This window comes from Paenibacillus sp. FSL H8-0457 (assembly GCF_038051935.1).
Taxonomy (GTDB): Bacteria; Bacillota; Bacilli; order Paenibacillales; family Paenibacillaceae; genus Paenibacillus_AQ; species Paenibacillus_AQ lautus_A.
Map to the genome: position 1 here is coordinate 6,063,603 of NZ_CP150293.1, position 14,689 is coordinate 6,078,291.

Annotated in this window: 19 protein-coding genes; 1 reads left to right on the forward strand and 18 read right to left on the reverse strand. The window is 53.5% G+C overall.

All coding sequences use genetic code 11. The features are described 5' to 3' along the window. The 18 genes from MHI43_RS27200 to MHI43_RS27285 all read right to left on the reverse strand — a co-directional run bounded on the left by MHI43_RS27200 (nucleotide 1) and on the right by MHI43_RS27285 (nucleotide 13,919). The gene (locus MHI43_RS27200) at nucleotides 1-1,320 is read right to left on the reverse strand and encodes a phage tail sheath family protein (protein WP_036665112.1); all 1,320 of its coding nucleotides are present in this window, start codon (nucleotides 1,318-1,320) and stop codon (nucleotides 1-3) included. Then, a complete protein-coding gene (locus MHI43_RS27205; protein ID WP_015737360.1) occupies nucleotides 1,321-1,494 on the reverse strand; it encodes a hypothetical protein in 174 nt (57 codons plus the stop codon). It lies immediately after the preceding gene. Further along, the gene (locus tag MHI43_RS27210) at nucleotides 1,491-1,928 is read right to left on the reverse strand and encodes a DUF6838 family protein (RefSeq protein ID WP_036665202.1); all 438 of its coding nucleotides are present in this window, start codon (nucleotides 1,926-1,928) and stop codon (nucleotides 1,491-1,493) included. Before MHI43_RS27210 ends, MHI43_RS27205 begins: the two co-directional genes overlap by 4 nt. A gap of 77 nt (nucleotides 1,929-2,005) precedes the next feature. After that, on the reverse strand, nucleotides 2,006-3,187 hold the full coding sequence (locus MHI43_RS27215) for a phage tail protein (RefSeq protein WP_036665111.1): 1,182 nt from the start codon (nucleotides 3,185-3,187) through the stop codon (nucleotides 2,006-2,008). Nucleotide 3,188: 1 nt separating this feature from the next. After that, nucleotides 3,189-3,740, reverse strand: coding sequence for a YmfQ family protein (locus MHI43_RS27220; RefSeq protein WP_081746353.1), 552 nt, complete (start codon nucleotides 3,738-3,740; stop codon nucleotides 3,189-3,191). Nucleotides 3,741-3,747: 7 nt separating this feature from the next. Next, nucleotides 3,748-4,902 (reverse strand): baseplate J/gp47 family protein, encoded by a 1,155-nt coding sequence (locus MHI43_RS27225; protein ID WP_036665109.1) that lies wholly within the window; start codon nucleotides 4,900-4,902, stop codon nucleotides 3,748-3,750. Next, nucleotides 4,902-5,360, reverse strand: a complete 459-nt coding sequence (locus tag MHI43_RS27230) for a DUF2634 domain-containing protein (RefSeq protein WP_036665108.1) — start codon at nucleotides 5,358-5,360, stop codon at nucleotides 4,902-4,904. Before MHI43_RS27230 ends, MHI43_RS27225 begins: the two co-directional genes overlap by 1 nt. Next, on the reverse strand, nucleotides 5,353-5,742 hold the full coding sequence (locus tag MHI43_RS27235; protein WP_036665107.1) for a hypothetical protein: 390 nt from the start codon (nucleotides 5,740-5,742) through the stop codon (nucleotides 5,353-5,355). Before MHI43_RS27235 ends, MHI43_RS27230 begins: the two co-directional genes overlap by 8 nt. Further along, on the reverse strand, nucleotides 5,735-6,712 hold the full coding sequence (locus tag MHI43_RS27240; RefSeq protein ID WP_036665106.1) for a hypothetical protein: 978 nt from the start codon (nucleotides 6,710-6,712) through the stop codon (nucleotides 5,735-5,737). The genes MHI43_RS27235 and MHI43_RS27240 overlap by 8 nt, the downstream gene beginning before the upstream one ends. Next, nucleotides 6,709-7,353: a LysM peptidoglycan-binding domain-containing protein gene (locus MHI43_RS27245; protein ID WP_036665104.1), complete on the reverse strand. Its 645-nt coding sequence runs from the start codon at nucleotides 7,351-7,353 to the stop codon at nucleotides 6,709-6,711. Before MHI43_RS27245 ends, MHI43_RS27240 begins: the two co-directional genes overlap by 4 nt. Before the next feature lie 65 nt (nucleotides 7,354-7,418). Then, a complete protein-coding gene (locus tag MHI43_RS27250; protein WP_036665103.1) occupies nucleotides 7,419-9,188 on the reverse strand; it encodes a hypothetical protein in 1,770 nt (589 codons plus the stop codon). 17 nt (nucleotides 9,189-9,205) lie between these two features. After that, nucleotides 9,206-9,349 (reverse strand): hypothetical protein, encoded by a 144-nt coding sequence (locus MHI43_RS27255; RefSeq protein WP_222125857.1) that lies wholly within the window; start codon nucleotides 9,347-9,349, stop codon nucleotides 9,206-9,208. Nucleotides 9,350-9,363: 14 nt separating this feature from the next. Then, nucleotides 9,364-9,798 carry a hypothetical protein gene (locus tag MHI43_RS27260; RefSeq protein WP_015737374.1) on the reverse strand — a complete coding sequence of 145 codons (435 nt, stop codon included), beginning with the start codon at nucleotides 9,796-9,798 and terminating at the stop codon, nucleotides 9,364-9,366. 136 nt (nucleotides 9,799-9,934) lie between these two features. After that, complete coding sequence (locus tag MHI43_RS27265; protein WP_009594594.1) at nucleotides 9,935-10,342, reverse strand: phage tail tube protein; 408 nt, start codon at nucleotides 10,340-10,342, stop codon at nucleotides 9,935-9,937. Nucleotides 10,343-10,451: 109 nt separating this feature from the next. Beyond that, a complete protein-coding gene (locus tag MHI43_RS27270) occupies nucleotides 10,452-11,918 on the reverse strand; it encodes a phage tail sheath family protein (RefSeq protein ID WP_036665102.1) in 1,467 nt (488 codons plus the stop codon). Nucleotides 11,919-11,920: 2 nt separating this feature from the next. Continuing rightward, nucleotides 11,921-12,130 (reverse strand): hypothetical protein, encoded by a 210-nt coding sequence (locus MHI43_RS27275; RefSeq protein ID WP_036665101.1) that lies wholly within the window; start codon nucleotides 12,128-12,130, stop codon nucleotides 11,921-11,923. 10 nt (nucleotides 12,131-12,140) lie between these two features. Next, entirely contained in the window at nucleotides 12,141-12,980 is an 840-nt protein-coding gene (locus MHI43_RS27280; RefSeq protein ID WP_036665100.1) for a hypothetical protein, read from the reverse strand. A gap of 462 nt (nucleotides 12,981-13,442) precedes the next feature. Further along, complete coding sequence (locus tag MHI43_RS27285) at nucleotides 13,443-13,919, reverse strand: ArpU family phage packaging/lysis transcriptional regulator (RefSeq protein ID WP_036665099.1); 477 nt, start codon at nucleotides 13,917-13,919, stop codon at nucleotides 13,443-13,445. Nucleotides 13,920-14,216: 297 nt separating this feature from the next. Between MHI43_RS27285 and MHI43_RS27290 the strand changes: the two genes are divergently transcribed. Continuing rightward, the gene (locus tag MHI43_RS27290) at nucleotides 14,217-14,636 is read left to right on the forward strand and encodes a helix-turn-helix transcriptional regulator (protein ID WP_009594555.1); all 420 of its coding nucleotides are present in this window, start codon (nucleotides 14,217-14,219) and stop codon (nucleotides 14,634-14,636) included. Nucleotides 14,637-14,689: the final 53 nt, after the last annotated feature.

Consider the following 14,689-nt stretch of genomic DNA (forward strand, 5'->3'; position numbering starts at 1 on the left):
TTAGACCACCTTCACTTTCATGTATACTTTTTCAATCGCATCCACCGGCTGTACCTTGATATCCACAAACAGCACATCGCCTTCCGTGCCCGGCGTCACCACAATATCTTCGTTCGCATCGAAATTTTGGATAGCCCCGATGTTCTGCAAAGACGCAAAATACGCCGCGCATTCCGCCCAAAACAGCGTCCGGCCATCCACATTGTTGTCTACCTTCCCGATATAGGACTTCTCAAAAATCAGCTTCAAATCATTCGCAATGCCATCCAGGACGCGGACCACACGGTTTTTGGAAAAATGGCGCGCTTTGGCCGGCTCAATCGATGTAAAACTGTTAATATCCTGCTCGACCACGGCCTTGCCGCCGCTGTAGCTGAACAGGAACTCGCCCTTCGTCAGCGCTTCTTCAATCTCCGTATGGCTAAGACGAACATCGGTATCCACCGCTTCATCGTAAGCCGCATACGTCAAGGATTCGTTGACCGCTGCCGCTGCCGTGGCTCCAGTGACCCAAGCGACCGCCTTGACCTTGTCCACGACGGAGCCGTCAGTGAGAACAACGCCATTTTTCACGGAGATGACGCCTTCATAATCCGCTGCCGGATAGTCAGACAATACAGCTTGGACCTTCTTGCCTTCCTGCTCACGAAGTCGCTTGACGAAAGCGGTATACAGAGACTTGAGCGTTGGGTCTCCAGACAACAGGCCAACGGTCTGGAAGTCTTGGACCTCAAGCGCGGCAAGAAAGTCCACATGCTCTTGGTTCGTTACAGTGCCGTTAGCGCCGCCTGTCAGTGCGAATCCTGCCGTTGCGGCCAAATCGCCGGTATCCGGCGCGAAGGTTACATACAGGTTCGGCTGCAGTTCGGCTGCACTAGCTACAAGCTGCTTGTCCACAGCTTTGCCACTCAGCAGCGTGCTGACCACAAACTTGCCTGGATCATCCACCGCGTTCTCAACAACGATCTGGATGTCATTCCCACGCTCTCCGCCGTAAAGAGCGGTTGCTTTCAATCCGGCCACAGAACTGGCCGCCTGTACGCCGCTGTTCAGACGGTACAACAGAAGTGTGCCAGCACGCTTGAGGGTTTCTTTTACCGAAAGAAGCTGCGGTGCCGTGATATCATAACCCAGCACATCAACCAGATTGGTACCTGGTTTGATCGTCAGAATCTTTTGCGGCTCTCCCCATGGAAGGGACAAGCCCAGTGCGGCAATCCCCCTTTCACCTACTCGCCCGATCGGCTGCTCCTGCGATGAGATTTGGGTGTAAACGCCTGGTCTTACTTTGTTGGGTGTTGTCCATGTTCCTCCGGCCATTTAGATGACCTCCTTTTTCAAAAATGTGGTGAGTTGCTCTTTCGCTTGCTGAACGGTGTACGTTTTGCCCACTTCGAGAATGGCGCTAAGCACATCCTTTTCGCGATTACTAAATTGATTGGATTGTACCAGCTGGTGTTTGTTGAACGTCGGTGCTGTTTCTTTTTTACTCATTTCAAACCGCCTCCCTGTTTCAATGTTTGCATCTTGCTTTCCGTTTCGACCTGATCGGTCGTCAGCTGAATGACGTACTCTGCACGAAAATATCCTTCTCCCGATGTCCCATCATTCCCCGTTGGCTGCTCCCAAGCCACTGATGAGGCGCGGCATGGACGGCCTTCAACTTCAAGGGTTGTTAAGCTTTCCAGCATCTTATCCATGATCATTGCTACCGGCTTCTCTGGAACCGGAACGTAATAGATCTTGAAACGAAAACGAGCCGCATATCGATTGGTCGATATCGGCTCGAACTCGGCTAGGGTTAGCTCGGTTTGGAAGTATGGGGCTGGTGGTAATGGGTCGGCATCCTCTTTGAAGATGAAGGGGATGTCGGGAAAGGAGATGGTAAGTCTAGTTGCCAAAGAGAGGCGTATATTTTGTGTAGTCATAGTCGCTCCTTTCAAAGTATGATCTCCCATCCATATATACTTCTTTCATTAAAAAACTCATTCTTCCCTTTTAGATATCAAGAATAGTAAATATCTGATTCGCACCCTGCGTTATAATCTACACTCGTTGCTCCATTAATAACTTGGTGCCATAATCTTAGCTTAACTGGGCCCGCATTAGTATCGAAGTTCTCTGGGATATTATTAATACTAAATGGAAACGGATATACTTCATTTGAGATATCGTTAACTTGAGTCAAAAACTTTCTCGATGAAAAATCTAAGATGGTCATAAACAAATATTTTGTACTCCACTCGCTTGAGCTATACTGTGATGAATAAGCTTGTACTAACGGTATTCCAGTACCATTAGCATCAACTATCTCAAGAGTAACCCATAAGTTAATACCAAGTGCCTGTACAGAAATTTTTGAACGATTGTATTGTGTACCGGGCTTACTAAAAATCGAGATGTAAGAAATACCTTTTGGTAATGTAGCAATATCTGAGTAACTCCTTATTACACTTGCTGTCCCACTATCCCTAAACGATGTTGTAGTACTTCCCTTTTGACTTGGTCTAAGTGTTCCTGCGACACCCAGTAAACTTCTACCTTCTCGAATATTCTCAGGGATAAAATCTAAAGCTGGTGCAGTTACCCAAGTACTCCCGTTATAATAACCAGCTGGTGGCCTGATAAATGCTCGATCCCCCGTCCATACCGTTGTCTCTAGCCCAGGCATGTGGTTGTTCTCGGCACTCCGATTCGGCATCGTCCCTACAACCCCATTCCCACTACCATTACTAAACGTCCTCCCCGCCAGCACATCCCCAGCTGTCGCGTTCCCCGTCGATTTTATAATCCCCGCCATCTTAGCAACCAGTTGCGCCCAGCTTTCGCTCGTGGATGCCACTACCCCAATGGAGTTGAGCGCGGCAACCACATTGGCTTTTTGCTCAACTCCAAGCTGCTTTCCCGCGAGCGCCTCATCATAAGCCGCCTTCACCGCCTTCTCCGTTGCCGCCACATTCTCCCTCGTCCCATTCGTGGCACTGGATAGCTGCACAATACCCTTCTCTGTCAACGAAGCTTCCGGAATATCCACATCGATATTTCCGAGCTCCTCCCGGACCTGCCCCACAGCCTCATCAACCTTATCCCAATTTTCATTCAGCATCGTCTCGATGTTAAAGGTCTCATTGCCATCCACCATCGGGTCTTTCTTTAATAGTCCTAAATTCGGTGTGTTACTGGACAACTCAAACACCTCCTGCAAATTTGTTTAACGGCGTCTGCCCCAGCTCGCCCAAAGTCATCACGTCATGAATATCGCGTATGAGCAAGTAGTTGAACGCATACGCCACGGCCAGATGCGCCGGCTTGATCTCCTCGATCGCCGACTTCAAGTCCTCCAGATTCGGCGGGATGCCGAGCGTATCCACGAATTTAACCGTAAAGCCCCATTCCTCGGGCTGAAAAGATACCTCGACCGTGCCGCCGTCATAAGCCTCCGCCACATTTTTCACGAGTGCTCCGGAGAAGGTCCCGGCTCCGCGCAGCTTGGACTCCAGCACCGCCCGCCGCTGCTCGATCGGCTTGTTTCGGTCGGTGGGAATGCCAAGCTCCATCTCCCAGCGCTCCAGGCCCCAGGTTGCTGTACGGACAAAAAACTGGTCTGCGGCTGAGTTCAGCGCCTGGTAGAGTGCATCCAGCTCGCTGCCCTTGGCATCCATATCGGACTGCATGACACGGGAAGTCTCGTAATAGGCCGGAAGATAAGAAAACAGCTCGCGACCGCGCAAGCTGTTCATTCGGGCATTATTCACTTACGCTCACCGTCCCCAGCACCGCGACCTGACCGGAGCCAATTTCGATGTTTTTCTGCTCGGTATGGCCGTTAATGGTCAAATCCGAGTAGTCGACGATAATCGGAATGTCCAGCAGTACGGCTGCAATACGAGTGTATCTTACCAACGGATCTTTCCTATTAAAAGCAATCTGCTGTAAATACGCCCGAACACCGTCCTCGATCAGCTTCCGAATTTCTTCCATCGTCGAAGGCTGCTCCTGTGTACGCTGCACTTTGACGGAGATATCAATCGGAACCTCCGCCGCGGGCATCACGGTGATAACCGGTCCCGCTGGTGCTACGCCTTCTCCCTGTCCATCCTGGGACGGGTCAATGTGCTGCTGAACGGTATCCACGATATCCTGGCTTGCTGCACGCTTGTCCGTATCCAGAAGATAAAGCCCAACGGTGCCGGGCCCTTTCCACAACGGTGCCACTTCCACACCGCCAACGCCGGCAATCTCATTGGCCCACTGCATGTACTGCGCTTTGTTGCCGCTCGTTCCCTGACTTCGGACTTTGGCGTAAAAACGCTCCAGGAGCGACTGGTCGCTTTCGGTATCCGTCCCGCTCCGCGTCGGTTCCGGGTTCGTAACCGATGTTACGCCGCTGACCGACGTCATCATCAGCTGAATGACGCCTGCAGGTACATTGCCGCTGCTGCCCGGCGTAACCGCGCGGATTGGCGCCGTGCCGATACCCATGTCATTCAGCGTTACGCCTGACGTGGTCACATACTCCACGGAGGACTCCCCGGAGCCCTCATCGGCTGGCGTAGCGACATAGGTTCCGGCAGGCACGGTCGTCCCCGGCTTCCCCACAAACACAACGCTGCCGGATGAAGCGACCGCTTCCCGCCGGGTAATCCCATGCTCTGCCGTCCTCAGATCGAGTTCGGCAGACCGGATATCCGGGTGATCGCTTGCCACCGTGCTCGCAAAGCCACGACGCAGCAGCTCCTGCGCCCACAAGGCAGCCTCAGACAGCATAAACGCAACCGGCGCCTGCGCATCCCAAATAAAAGAGCCCTCCGACTTGTCGATGTCCGAAGGCACTTTGTTCAGCATGCGGTTCATAATGTTCTCTTCCGTCTGATCCAACAAATATAACGGCAAATCTGCCATCAGATCACCACGCTTTCTATGATTTCCGTCTCATCCCGAACGCTCGTAATACGGCAGCTGAAACGGCAGGCTTCTCCTTCCCATTCAAAAAGAAATTGATCCACGCTCTCCGTCCGTGCGTCCGCCAGCAGCGTCTCGGTTACCATGCGCTGAATTTCGCTCTCTTGCAGAGATCGGTCGTAGCCTTTGCCGACCAGCTCCTCCAGCTCGCTGCCGTAATCGGGCGTATAGATCAAATGGCGGTAACGCGGCGTACGGATCGCTTTTTCGCACCAGATGACCCAGGCTTCCTTCTCATCCGCAACCGGAATCTTCCGGGTGGGAGTCATCACGAACTCGCCGGCTTCAAAATCATACCGCCAGCACCGTCCAAAAACGGCACCTTCACCCTCCAGTACCTCCGGATCCGTGGCATCCGTCCAAACCATATCCTCGTTTTCGGGAAACAAATTAGCCACCGCTGCTCACCACCTTGCATACAACCACCACGTCATTGCCGCTGTTGACCCGAACGGCCAGCACGCGGTCCCCCGGTTTCAAGCCTTTTCCCAGCTCAAAAAGGGTATCTTCGACTTCATTTTCTTCCACATCAAATGTCATTTCCTGCTGCTGTCCTCCCAAAGTGGCGGTACCAACAGCCGTATAACGGGGTAAGGACAACATTCCAGGCAGCTCCGCCACCATATAGTCCTGCAGCTCATGCTTGAAATCATCCAGCTTAAGTCCCGTCGAGGTTATCGTGCCGAGAACGGCCCCTACACCGCCCATGGCTTGACGGGTTTGCTTGTTTAATGAAGCATATAAGGAGGACGCCAATTGTCCATAGGGGTCTTTATTCAAGGTAAAACCTCCTTTTTACATCGTCATAACTCCCCAGCTCCAGCATCATGCTCCCGGGGTTTCCCAGCTCCCGGCTGACGGAAATCACGAGCAGCTTCATCGAGCCAAGCATTACCGCATCTCCGGCGCGAATCGTATTGACATCAGGTGCATTAAGGGAGATCGTCTCCCGGATCCCCCTCAGTTTGCTTCGGGCCAGCTGGCGGGCAGCCGCAGGCGACTTCACTTCATCATCCTGAATGATCGCTTGGAGTTGACCGTATTTGGCGATATCCTTCTCCTCAATGGCCATTACCTTGGAAGGAACCTCTTGCCCGGTCTCGCTGGCGGCTGTCGCCAGCACCTTGACCTTGGTCGCCGCGCCCTCCAAAGTCCGCGATTGCGTGGTATCCGTGATAGCCTCCAAGATGTAGACTTCTTTGTTCGTTCCCAACTCATACAGCTCAAGCCCTGAAGAGATCATCCGCGGATGATACAGCTTGCCGCCGGCTTTGGCCGTCTCCCGCAAATCAGCGAACATACTGGCATAAATCGACTGCGTCCGGTAAACGGAACGCCCCAGCTGCTTCTCGGTATCCGGCAAAACGGCAATTTTCAGGTTCCAGTCCGCCGCATACTTTTTGAATCTCTGGGTGGCGGTCTGCTTCGCCGGGAACAGATATTCATCCTCCGACTTGTCGAGATATACCGTCCGATCGTACAGCGTGAGGATCATCCGCTTCACCCCATTGTTGGAGGTTTCCACTTCCCACACGACAGCCGGGTGCAGCAGGGGAACATAATCCTTCTTACCATACGGAATACCGCTGATCCGGATCGCCATTCCCGGCGAGATCGGCGGCAAATCCGGCGTGACAACCAGATTGACGGTTCCCTGATAAGCGACTTGTTCAAGCGAATCCCGTAAACTGATAGCTTCCACCAAGGGAGATAAATCGTATTGATCCTGCAAAATCACCTTGTAACTCATGACAGCACCAGCTTCTGGCCAGGCTTGATGGCGTTCGGATCTTTGCCGATCATTTTCTGATTCAGCTTGTAGATCTGGTTCCATTTCGAGCTGTCCCCGAGCTCCAGCTTGGCGATTTTGGAAAGCGAGTCTCCTGCCTTCACGGTGTACGTCTTGTTCTTCTCCTTCATGTCGGCCCGGGCCTTTTTATTCGTTCCGGCAGCCCCGCTGCTGCTTGCTGTTTTGGCCACCTTCATTTCACTCCATGTCCGGAGCGTGATGTCAAAATACACATCCCCAACCTCCCCGCCCCGGAACGTGGACTGATGGGAGGCGACGTACACCGGAACGTTCACCGCCGTCCTGGTAATGACAAATTGCAGCGGTGTTTTATACGCCAGAAACTCATTGAGTTTGTTCATCGCGGTTTGCGGTTTGATATGATCTCTCTCATGGCCTTTACAAAAGGCTGCATCATATTCTTGCGGGAAAAAGGAAGAGAACGATATCTCCTTAATCCGATTCCCTTGCGGAAAATCAAACTCTCCATAGTTGAGAATCGTGGCCGTTTCCAGTCCCTTTTGCCTTGAAATGGTTACCTCTTCCGGATTAACCGGGAATTGGAATGTCATGCCTTTACCGTTCTTCAAAATAAACTCCACCTTGGGCCCCTCCTTTCTGTATGGATGCCTTCGGACCCGCTTCATACTGCCGTTAACCATCATCTTCAATAGGCCATCGGAGTCGGCTTCCGGTTCTGGGCTGCTTTGCTGAATTCGGCTCTCAGTCGCTGCCCGACTAGAAGGATCAATCCTTCCACATCGATCGGGTGCTCCTCATGCACCGTTACCTGTACCGCGCCTGAAGGTAGATTGTAATTCACGGTTGTCTCTGTTTTGAAATCCATCAGCAAGCCGGATATCGTGCTCATCTGCTCCGGACTGATCTGAACGGATTGCGGGGACGTCGGCTTCCCTGCAAAAGCTTGGTTTTGCGCTGCACTCACGGGTGGACCTAAAGTACTCATGCTTGTAGCATGGCTAGGCGGCATATACGGGCCGTATGTCGGGTTCAATGTTGGATTCGGCAGCAGCGGCTTGCTGAAATCAGTCGGCGCTGGTTTCGGGATGATGGGAGCCGGAAGGGCAGCTGCACTCGAAGGGGGTTCCTTCGGTTGAGCAGCTTCCTTGTCTTTTTTCCCGAAGGAAAACGTTTTGGAGAACCATTTCGACACCGTCTCCTTACCCTCGTTGAATTTATCACCGATACCGGTAATGGCGCCGCCCACCTTCTCGCCAATAAAGCTACCTACGGTGCCGCCGAGCGTTGAGCCGATCATCGTGCCTGCAACCGGGATCACGGAGCCGACGAGGCCGCCGATGGTGCTTCCGATGCCGCCGCCGACGGTAGAGCCTATCGCTTGGTTTCGTTCTTTTCCCGGTTTAGCGATAGCGATTGCGGTCGCATCGGCTATAAAACTTAATGGGCCAAGTGCGCGTTTACCAAGCCCCTTCATCAAGCCGGAGCCTAGGCCGCTTTTGCCGGCATTTTTCACTGCATTTGCTCCAGTGCTACCGTCAGCTGCCTGTTTTACTGCATCTGATCCTGCACCCGTCTTGGCAACGCTCGCCGCGCCTCCGGATACGATGCCGCTGGCACCGCCACCAAATATACCCTTGGTAATATCCAAAACACCCTTGATTGATTTCACTGCTCCAGATCCCGTGTTGCCCGCAGTTTCTATGAAATCTCCCAGTGTTTCAGCTTTGTTAAAACGCTTACCCCATTTGGTTAGTGGCTTATCTGCTTGGCTACTCGGGGTCGTAGCAGCCTGGTTTTGACTGGAATTGGATCCACGGCCGCCCCCCCTTCTGACCCCATTCGGCCTAGGCGCCGTCCTAGGGGCAGGTTCAGGGGCCGGTTTATCTTTACCCCATGCTTCGCGCATCTTAGTTCCTTTACCATATAGTTGGCCCCCGTTTTTCATGGTAGAACCAATCGCAGTTATAGTACCAAAAACATTCAGAGCAGTATCCCATCCAGATTTTTTACCGCTCCCGCCGCCTCCAAGCTGAAGCGATCCAAGCGCATCCGTAAGCTTATCCACCGCCGTCGTATTCGCATTCAGCGCAGCGATCATCGGAGAAAAATCAAGCCCTGCCGCCCGCAAATCCACCTGAACGATCGCCTCGATCTGCTTCTGCACGCTCAGATTTAGATTCGTATCAATCTGCTTCTGCACATTCAGCTTCACATTCGCCGAGGCCTGAATAACTTGCGACTTCACCCGCTGCATTTTGGCCAGCAGATTGTCCAACCCCTTCGAGGCGCTGTCCTTCAGCACGATTTCAGGTGCCATGCGGGTACGTCCGATTCGCATGACACGTCCCTGGATCCGCTCAAAATAACGCTCCATCGCCCGCAGCTCGCGGTTGGCCTTGATCACGTTTTTCGGATCGATGACCAGATTCATGCGGTAGTTCATGGCTTCAGCCATTTCGTTTCACCTCCTGTTCACTTCAAACTCTGACCGGCCATGCCCTCGATCTCCTCCTGGGAGAAAGCGAGCAGCAGCAGGCGCTCGCCTCGCGGGAGCCGCCAAAAATCTCCGGGACGAAGGTGATGCCGGACCCACAGATGATACAGCATCGTCGTCATTCCCCCGGAGCCGATCAGTTTTTTAGGTCAGCAATCTCAACCCCGAAGCCGGACAGCTCCAGTACTTTATCGCCTACGGCATCCAGCTCTCCGGCCAGCAGCATGCGGCGGACCGCCTGCTCTCCGCCCGACAGCTTCAAGCGGCTTGTAATTCGCGGATCGCCCCAGCCGCTAAGCGTCAAGCCCTTCACCGACAGACTGCTCGTCGCTTCGGAGATGAGCAGCGCATTAAAGGTTTCGGTATCCACCTTCTCGTCCACTGTGCCCTTCACCGTCCGGCGAACCGTGCAGCGCTCGCGGATGCTGTCCACCTTGCTTGAAGTCAAACCCTGCAGCACCATCTGCATATCCAGCCGCTTAATGCGTACCGTTTCCTCCGGCAATCTTTCCGCCGCCTCGAACAGACTGTCCAGAATTTGCTCCTCGCTCATGTTCTCGTGTAAGCTCATGTGTATATCTATCTCCTTCACTCATAAAATAGTAGCCCTAAACTCAGCGGGCGACGTTCGCCCGAACCAGACACGCCATGCCGGGCGAAGCCCCGCTTATTGACCGCTCTCAAGCCGTGCTTAAGGTAAACAGCCCTTAATCCCCCTGAATCGGATCCAACAGCTCGTACCCCTCAAAGGTAAACGAGGTTTCCTCCTGCACTTCCTCGCCGGCCGTCCAGTTGGCCAGCTGGATTTTGTCCGGCATGCAGCGAATCAGGCGAACGCGCTCATGGCCGTAGGATTCGGGATCGTCCAGCTTGGAGATGATATCGAATTTGGTGAAGCCGCGGGAGATCATATCGGAAGTGACCTTGTACCCGCTCATCGTGCCGGTTCCTTTTTTGCTGCCGTTTTTGTGCACCGTCCAGTCGTTGCCGACCAGCTTCAGTTCGCGCTTCTCCAATTCCACGCTGGCTTCCAGCTTATTAATGTGCGTCTGCCATACCCCGTCGATATATGCCTGGCCGTATGTCCCCATAATGACTCTTGAAGCATCCAACATATTAAGTTCCTCCTCGATTTCGTTAAGTTTTTAAGAAAAACGTTTATGGACGTGCATCCACAAAAAGGCAATTCGGTTCTCATCTTAAATGTACTGATCGCTCTTCTCGTTATTGCACGTAAAACGTACCGAACAGCTGCTCCATCACGTCGGTCAGCTTCACGTTCCACTGCAGGAAGACCTGGTCCGGCTCCGGCGTGTTCACGGCGGAATCGCCGTAGTAGGCCGGATCGAGAATGACGTCATAACCGTCCGGCTCGATGACATTGCTCAGCGACAACGAAGCGAGATATTCCTTCACGGCGCCGATCAGCGCGAGTCGGCCTTCCTCGGTATTGTTCACCTTGCCGATGTAGGTCTGTTCCGCGGCCAGCTGCAAATCCGCATGGATCGCATCCATCACGCGGATGGAACGGATTTTTTTCCAGGCATTGTTTTGGGCTTCCGCCGGATTCACCAGCGTGTTGATGCCGCGCAGCGCCTTTACCTGACGACCGTCGTAGAACAGGACGAATACGCCATTGCGTACGGCCTGCTCCTGCTCGGAGCGCGTCCAGCGGCGTGTCACGTCCTCGAATGGCGTTACCGCGTATGTAGCGGATTGGTTCAAGCGCTGACCGGCAATAAGTCCGGCTACGTAAGCAGCCGTCTGCGCGGAACTGTAATTCACGCCGGATAGACGCACGCCCGTACCTACATTGATGATTCCTTCATGGTTTAATGCAAGCGACCGGTCTGCAGCCAGCTTGGCTGCATCCTTGGAGATGTCGTCCGCAGCGCTGCCGCCGAATACGGCCATCACGCCGCGTCCTTCTTGACGGAGACGCTTTACCCAGGCCGCAAAGCTCTGCAGCAGAGCCATATCCGCAGCGTAATCCAGGGCGAGTACGTTAAATTCCTGGCCTTCGACTGCATCCAACATCTCGACATAATCTGCATTCGTCAGACCCCCGTTGCCGCTCTTGCCTCCGGACAGCGCGGCTCCGTTCACGTCAGCGGGAACGCCGGACGTGTCCAGTGCGATTGCCGTCACCCAAAGGTTCTCGGCATCTTCGTTGATCTGCGCCGCCATCGACGCGGCGGATCCGTCCGGGCTGGAATAGGTGCCAAGCAGCTTGGCGCCTTCATAGAGGCGAAGCTCGCGTGCGGCCGGGTCGATCAGCGACGGCTGCACCGTTACGGTGAAGCCGTTGCCACGGCTGCCCGGGTATTTGGCCTCAAGCTTCAGCACGTCCGAAGTCGCAGCTTCCGCATTTTGAAGCGTCACGCTAGCCGCTGCCGCCGTATTGTCCGCCAAACGATAAGCCAAGAGCTTTTTCGGACCGCCGAGCAAGGCCAGATAAAGCGTCTCGTAAGCGGTAGCACCATTCTGGCTATCCGCGGAATACTGCTCGGAAATCGCGAACTCGCTTCCGATCTCCACGAACTCCCGCACCGGTCCCCAATTGGCTTTGACCGGCACGACGACCGTACCGCGACTGCCACCCTGAACAACCGACGCGGCTGCTGCCTTGAAATTCATATACAAACCCGGCAGTACCGGTTTATTCGTGCTTTCCCATGTTCCACCTGCCATGATTAGACCACCTTCGCTTTCATGAATTGTTGGATTCTTTCTTTGACCTCGGTTACCGTGAACTGCTCTCCATCTGCCCCATACATGGCACCCGCAAGCACTTCCGCCCGAACCTGGAACAGTTCATGGGCGTGTGCTTCAAGTTCCGCCAAGGCATATCGGGGAGCGCTGCTCCCGGGAGTTTCGGATTTGAGTGTTTTTTTCACAGCCATATTGGCCACCTCACTTTAAGATAGGATGAATGTTAACGCGCCTGATCAAGGCGGCTTCCTCCGGCGAACGGTTCTTCCGCTGGGCCAGGGTCAGCTTAATCTGACCGTCCAGAATGGGATCGGCCTGCATATCGGAGGAAATTTCCGCAACGGATAAAAAACGGCGTTCCTGTAAGTCCAGAACCAGCTGGACCTGGGTGCCAAGCTCCTCCACCAGCCTTGCAGCCGTGAGCTGCTCGTCCGCGGAATCCAGGGAGGCGATATGCCCGATAAAGGTTTTGCGGACTTCGAACATCGAAGCTCCCGCCATTCGGGTCTCGCAGCCGGTCATCCGCCATAATACGGCGTGATCCTCCCGCCCCGCAGGCCATGCCGTATGGTAGATGCGCCAAGGACCACCCAGCATATCTCCTGTCCAGGCTGTCAGCGTGTCCAGCCATTCATCCGGCTGTCCGACGGAGCCTGCCCCGGATGCCTGCGGCATATAGATCCCGAATCGCAAGACCCGGATCATGCTGCCTGAAACAGGATCAAGCTTGTCGGCCTCCGGAACACCCAAATAATGAAGCTTGAATGCATTTCCGTCGGCTCCGGCAACCCGCTTGCGGTGAAGTCCCTGAATGAGTAGATCCGCCGATCGATCCAATTGCGGCAGATCGGAACGATCCCCATGCAGCTTCAATCGCACCACCTGCCGGTACCCGGCCCATGAGGATTTCCAGACGTCCTCGCCGAGCGTGATCACGGCATATAGCGGTTCGCTTACCCCGTCCGGCGGATGCACGTCATATACATGGCCGTCAAGCTCCGGAATGAGGAATGCAACGGCCTGTTTGACCGCCCCTCTCATTCCGCGGTTTGCCGGACGCTCTCCGGTCGGCCATAGGACAGCCAGCTGCTCGCGACGATCACATGCTTGTGCAATATGACCCCCTCCTTTCTTTTCGTATAAAGAATCGGAAATGAGACGCCCCAGGCATCAACCGCAGCAAAAAACCGGTCCTTCTCAAGGCCGGCTCACATCGACTGTGTGTGTGTTCGGTACGCTCTGTTTTGCTTCATTTCCGATAATACAATCTTACACCCCTAAATCGGATGCGCTGACGCCTTATGGGACGGTTCATGCTGAACTTTAAGCGGAATGTCGGCGGAAAATAGTACGAACCTATGTTCGTATTTATAGTTAATTTCCCAGTCTTAACTTGTTTTTTCCGTGAAATGCTGCCTTTCTATATTAGAAATAAAAAACCGGAGGACCTCCATTATGAGGTCCTCCGGTTTTGCGCGATGTGATGATCCGTGCTCGCGTTTGTCAGCTCATTTTGCTCTTGGCGGCTTTCTCCAATTCCTGCAGCTTCAGCAGTCCTCTGTCCGCCAAGGCCAAGGCCAGTTTATAAAAAGCCCGGGTTCGGATCTTCGTGTACGTGTCCTTGCTGACCGGCGGCTCGAGGATATGGTTGTACACTTTGTAATCGAATACGTCGTCCTGCTTCATGTACCGTTCCCGAATCAGGGTCTGCTCCCGCTCGCCAAGCCGTTCCACGATCGATTCGATCATTTCGCAATACTGCTTCCTGGCCGCCGGCATATCTACATTATATATGGCAACCGCTGCCGTTTGGTCCGAGGTGACGTTGGTCGGTCCGTGGAACCTCTCCGTGTAGGATGCGGTCACGCTCATCTCCCTGACTTCGAATGTAATGGTTCTATAGATGCGATATTTTTCGAATATCGCTTCAACGGCGCTTTGGGTCTTTCTGCGATCCAATTCCGGTAACAATGGATTCATTCGGAAACACTCCCCTTTTATTGTCATGGTCAAGCTTACAATTTGCCATTTGGCAGAAGTCGGTTCTTCATCTTATGTTCGCATATTGTTCGTATTTTTCATTAATATACCACTATTTGGAGACCGGCGTAAACCTTCAAATGGACGAACTATATAGAGGTATATGGGACATCCCTCTCGTTTTCTTGCCTTTTGGCAATGATGCTCTCTTTTATTTTACCTGTTGGCAAAGGATGAGGGTGCGTTTATACTATAAGTAGATGTTTCAGATGGACTATGGTGAGGAGTGGCCGGAACGTGGAACGCATATTTGGATCGTACTTGAAAGAGATGAGGGAGAACAAAGGCTGGAGCATCAATCAGCTGGCCCAGGCCGCCGACATCAGCGGATCGCAGATCTCGCGGATCGAGAATGGGCTGCGGGGCATACCCAAGCCGCAAACGCTGCGCAAAATGGCGGAGGCGCTCGAGGTTCCCTATGAAGAGCTGATGAACAAAGCAGGTTATCTGCAGCAGGATGCCGCCAAGCACGAAGAGATACCGGCTCCCGCTTGGGCAACCTCCAGGGATAAACGGGATTTCAAGAAAATGCTCGAGGATGACGGCGAGCTCATGTTTGACGGGGTCCCTCTGAGCGGGGAGGACAAGCAGCGCATCAAGGATGTCTTGACCGGACTGTTCTGGGAAGCCAAGCAGATGAACAAACGCAAGAAATAAATCCACATGCATAAGGAGATACATAACGATTCTTACGATTCAACCAAAACCAA

Bases quoted from the DNA above. Each gene is read 5' to 3' on its own strand.
- MHI43_RS27200 (WP_036665112.1), bottom strand. From the start codon at position 1,320: ATGGCCGGAGGAACATGGACAACACCCAACAAAGTAAGACCAGGCGTT.
- MHI43_RS27205 (WP_015737360.1), bottom strand. From the start codon at position 1,494: ATGAGTAAAAAAGAAACAGCACCGACGTTCAACAAACACCAGCTGGTA.
- MHI43_RS27210 (WP_036665202.1), bottom strand. From the start codon at position 1,928: ATGACTACACAAAATATACGCCTCTCTTTGGCAACTAGACTTACCATC.
- MHI43_RS27220 (WP_081746353.1), bottom strand. From the start codon at position 3,740: ATGAACAGCTTGCGCGGTCGCGAGCTGTTTTCTTATCTTCCGGCCTAT.
- MHI43_RS27225 (WP_036665109.1), bottom strand. From the start codon at position 4,902: ATGGCAGATTTGCCGTTATATTTGTTGGATCAGACGGAAGAGAACATT.
- MHI43_RS27240 (WP_036665106.1), bottom strand. From the start codon at position 6,712: ATGAGTTACAAGGTGATTTTGCAGGATCAATACGATTTATCTCCCTTG.
- MHI43_RS27250 (WP_036665103.1), bottom strand. From the start codon at position 9,188: ATGGCTGAAGCCATGAACTACCGCATGAATCTGGTCATCGATCCGAAA.
- MHI43_RS27255 (WP_222125857.1), bottom strand. From the start codon at position 9,349: ATGACGACGATGCTGTATCATCTGTGGGTCCGGCATCACCTTCGTCCC.
- MHI43_RS27260 (WP_015737374.1), bottom strand. From the start codon at position 9,798: ATGAGCTTACACGAGAACATGAGCGAGGAGCAAATTCTGGACAGTCTG.
- MHI43_RS27265 (WP_009594594.1), bottom strand. From the start codon at position 10,342: ATGTTGGATGCTTCAAGAGTCATTATGGGGACATACGGCCAGGCATAT.
- MHI43_RS27270 (WP_036665102.1), bottom strand. From the start codon at position 11,918: ATGGCAGGTGGAACATGGGAAAGCACGAATAAACCGGTACTGCCGGGT.
- MHI43_RS27275 (WP_036665101.1), bottom strand. From the start codon at position 12,130: ATGGCTGTGAAAAAAACACTCAAATCCGAAACTCCCGGGAGCAGCGCT.
- MHI43_RS27280 (WP_036665100.1), bottom strand. From the start codon at position 12,980: ATGAGAGGGGCGGTCAAACAGGCCGTTGCATTCCTCATTCCGGAGCTT.
- MHI43_RS27285 (WP_036665099.1), bottom strand. From the start codon at position 13,919: ATGAATCCATTGTTACCGGAATTGGATCGCAGAAAGACCCAAAGCGCC.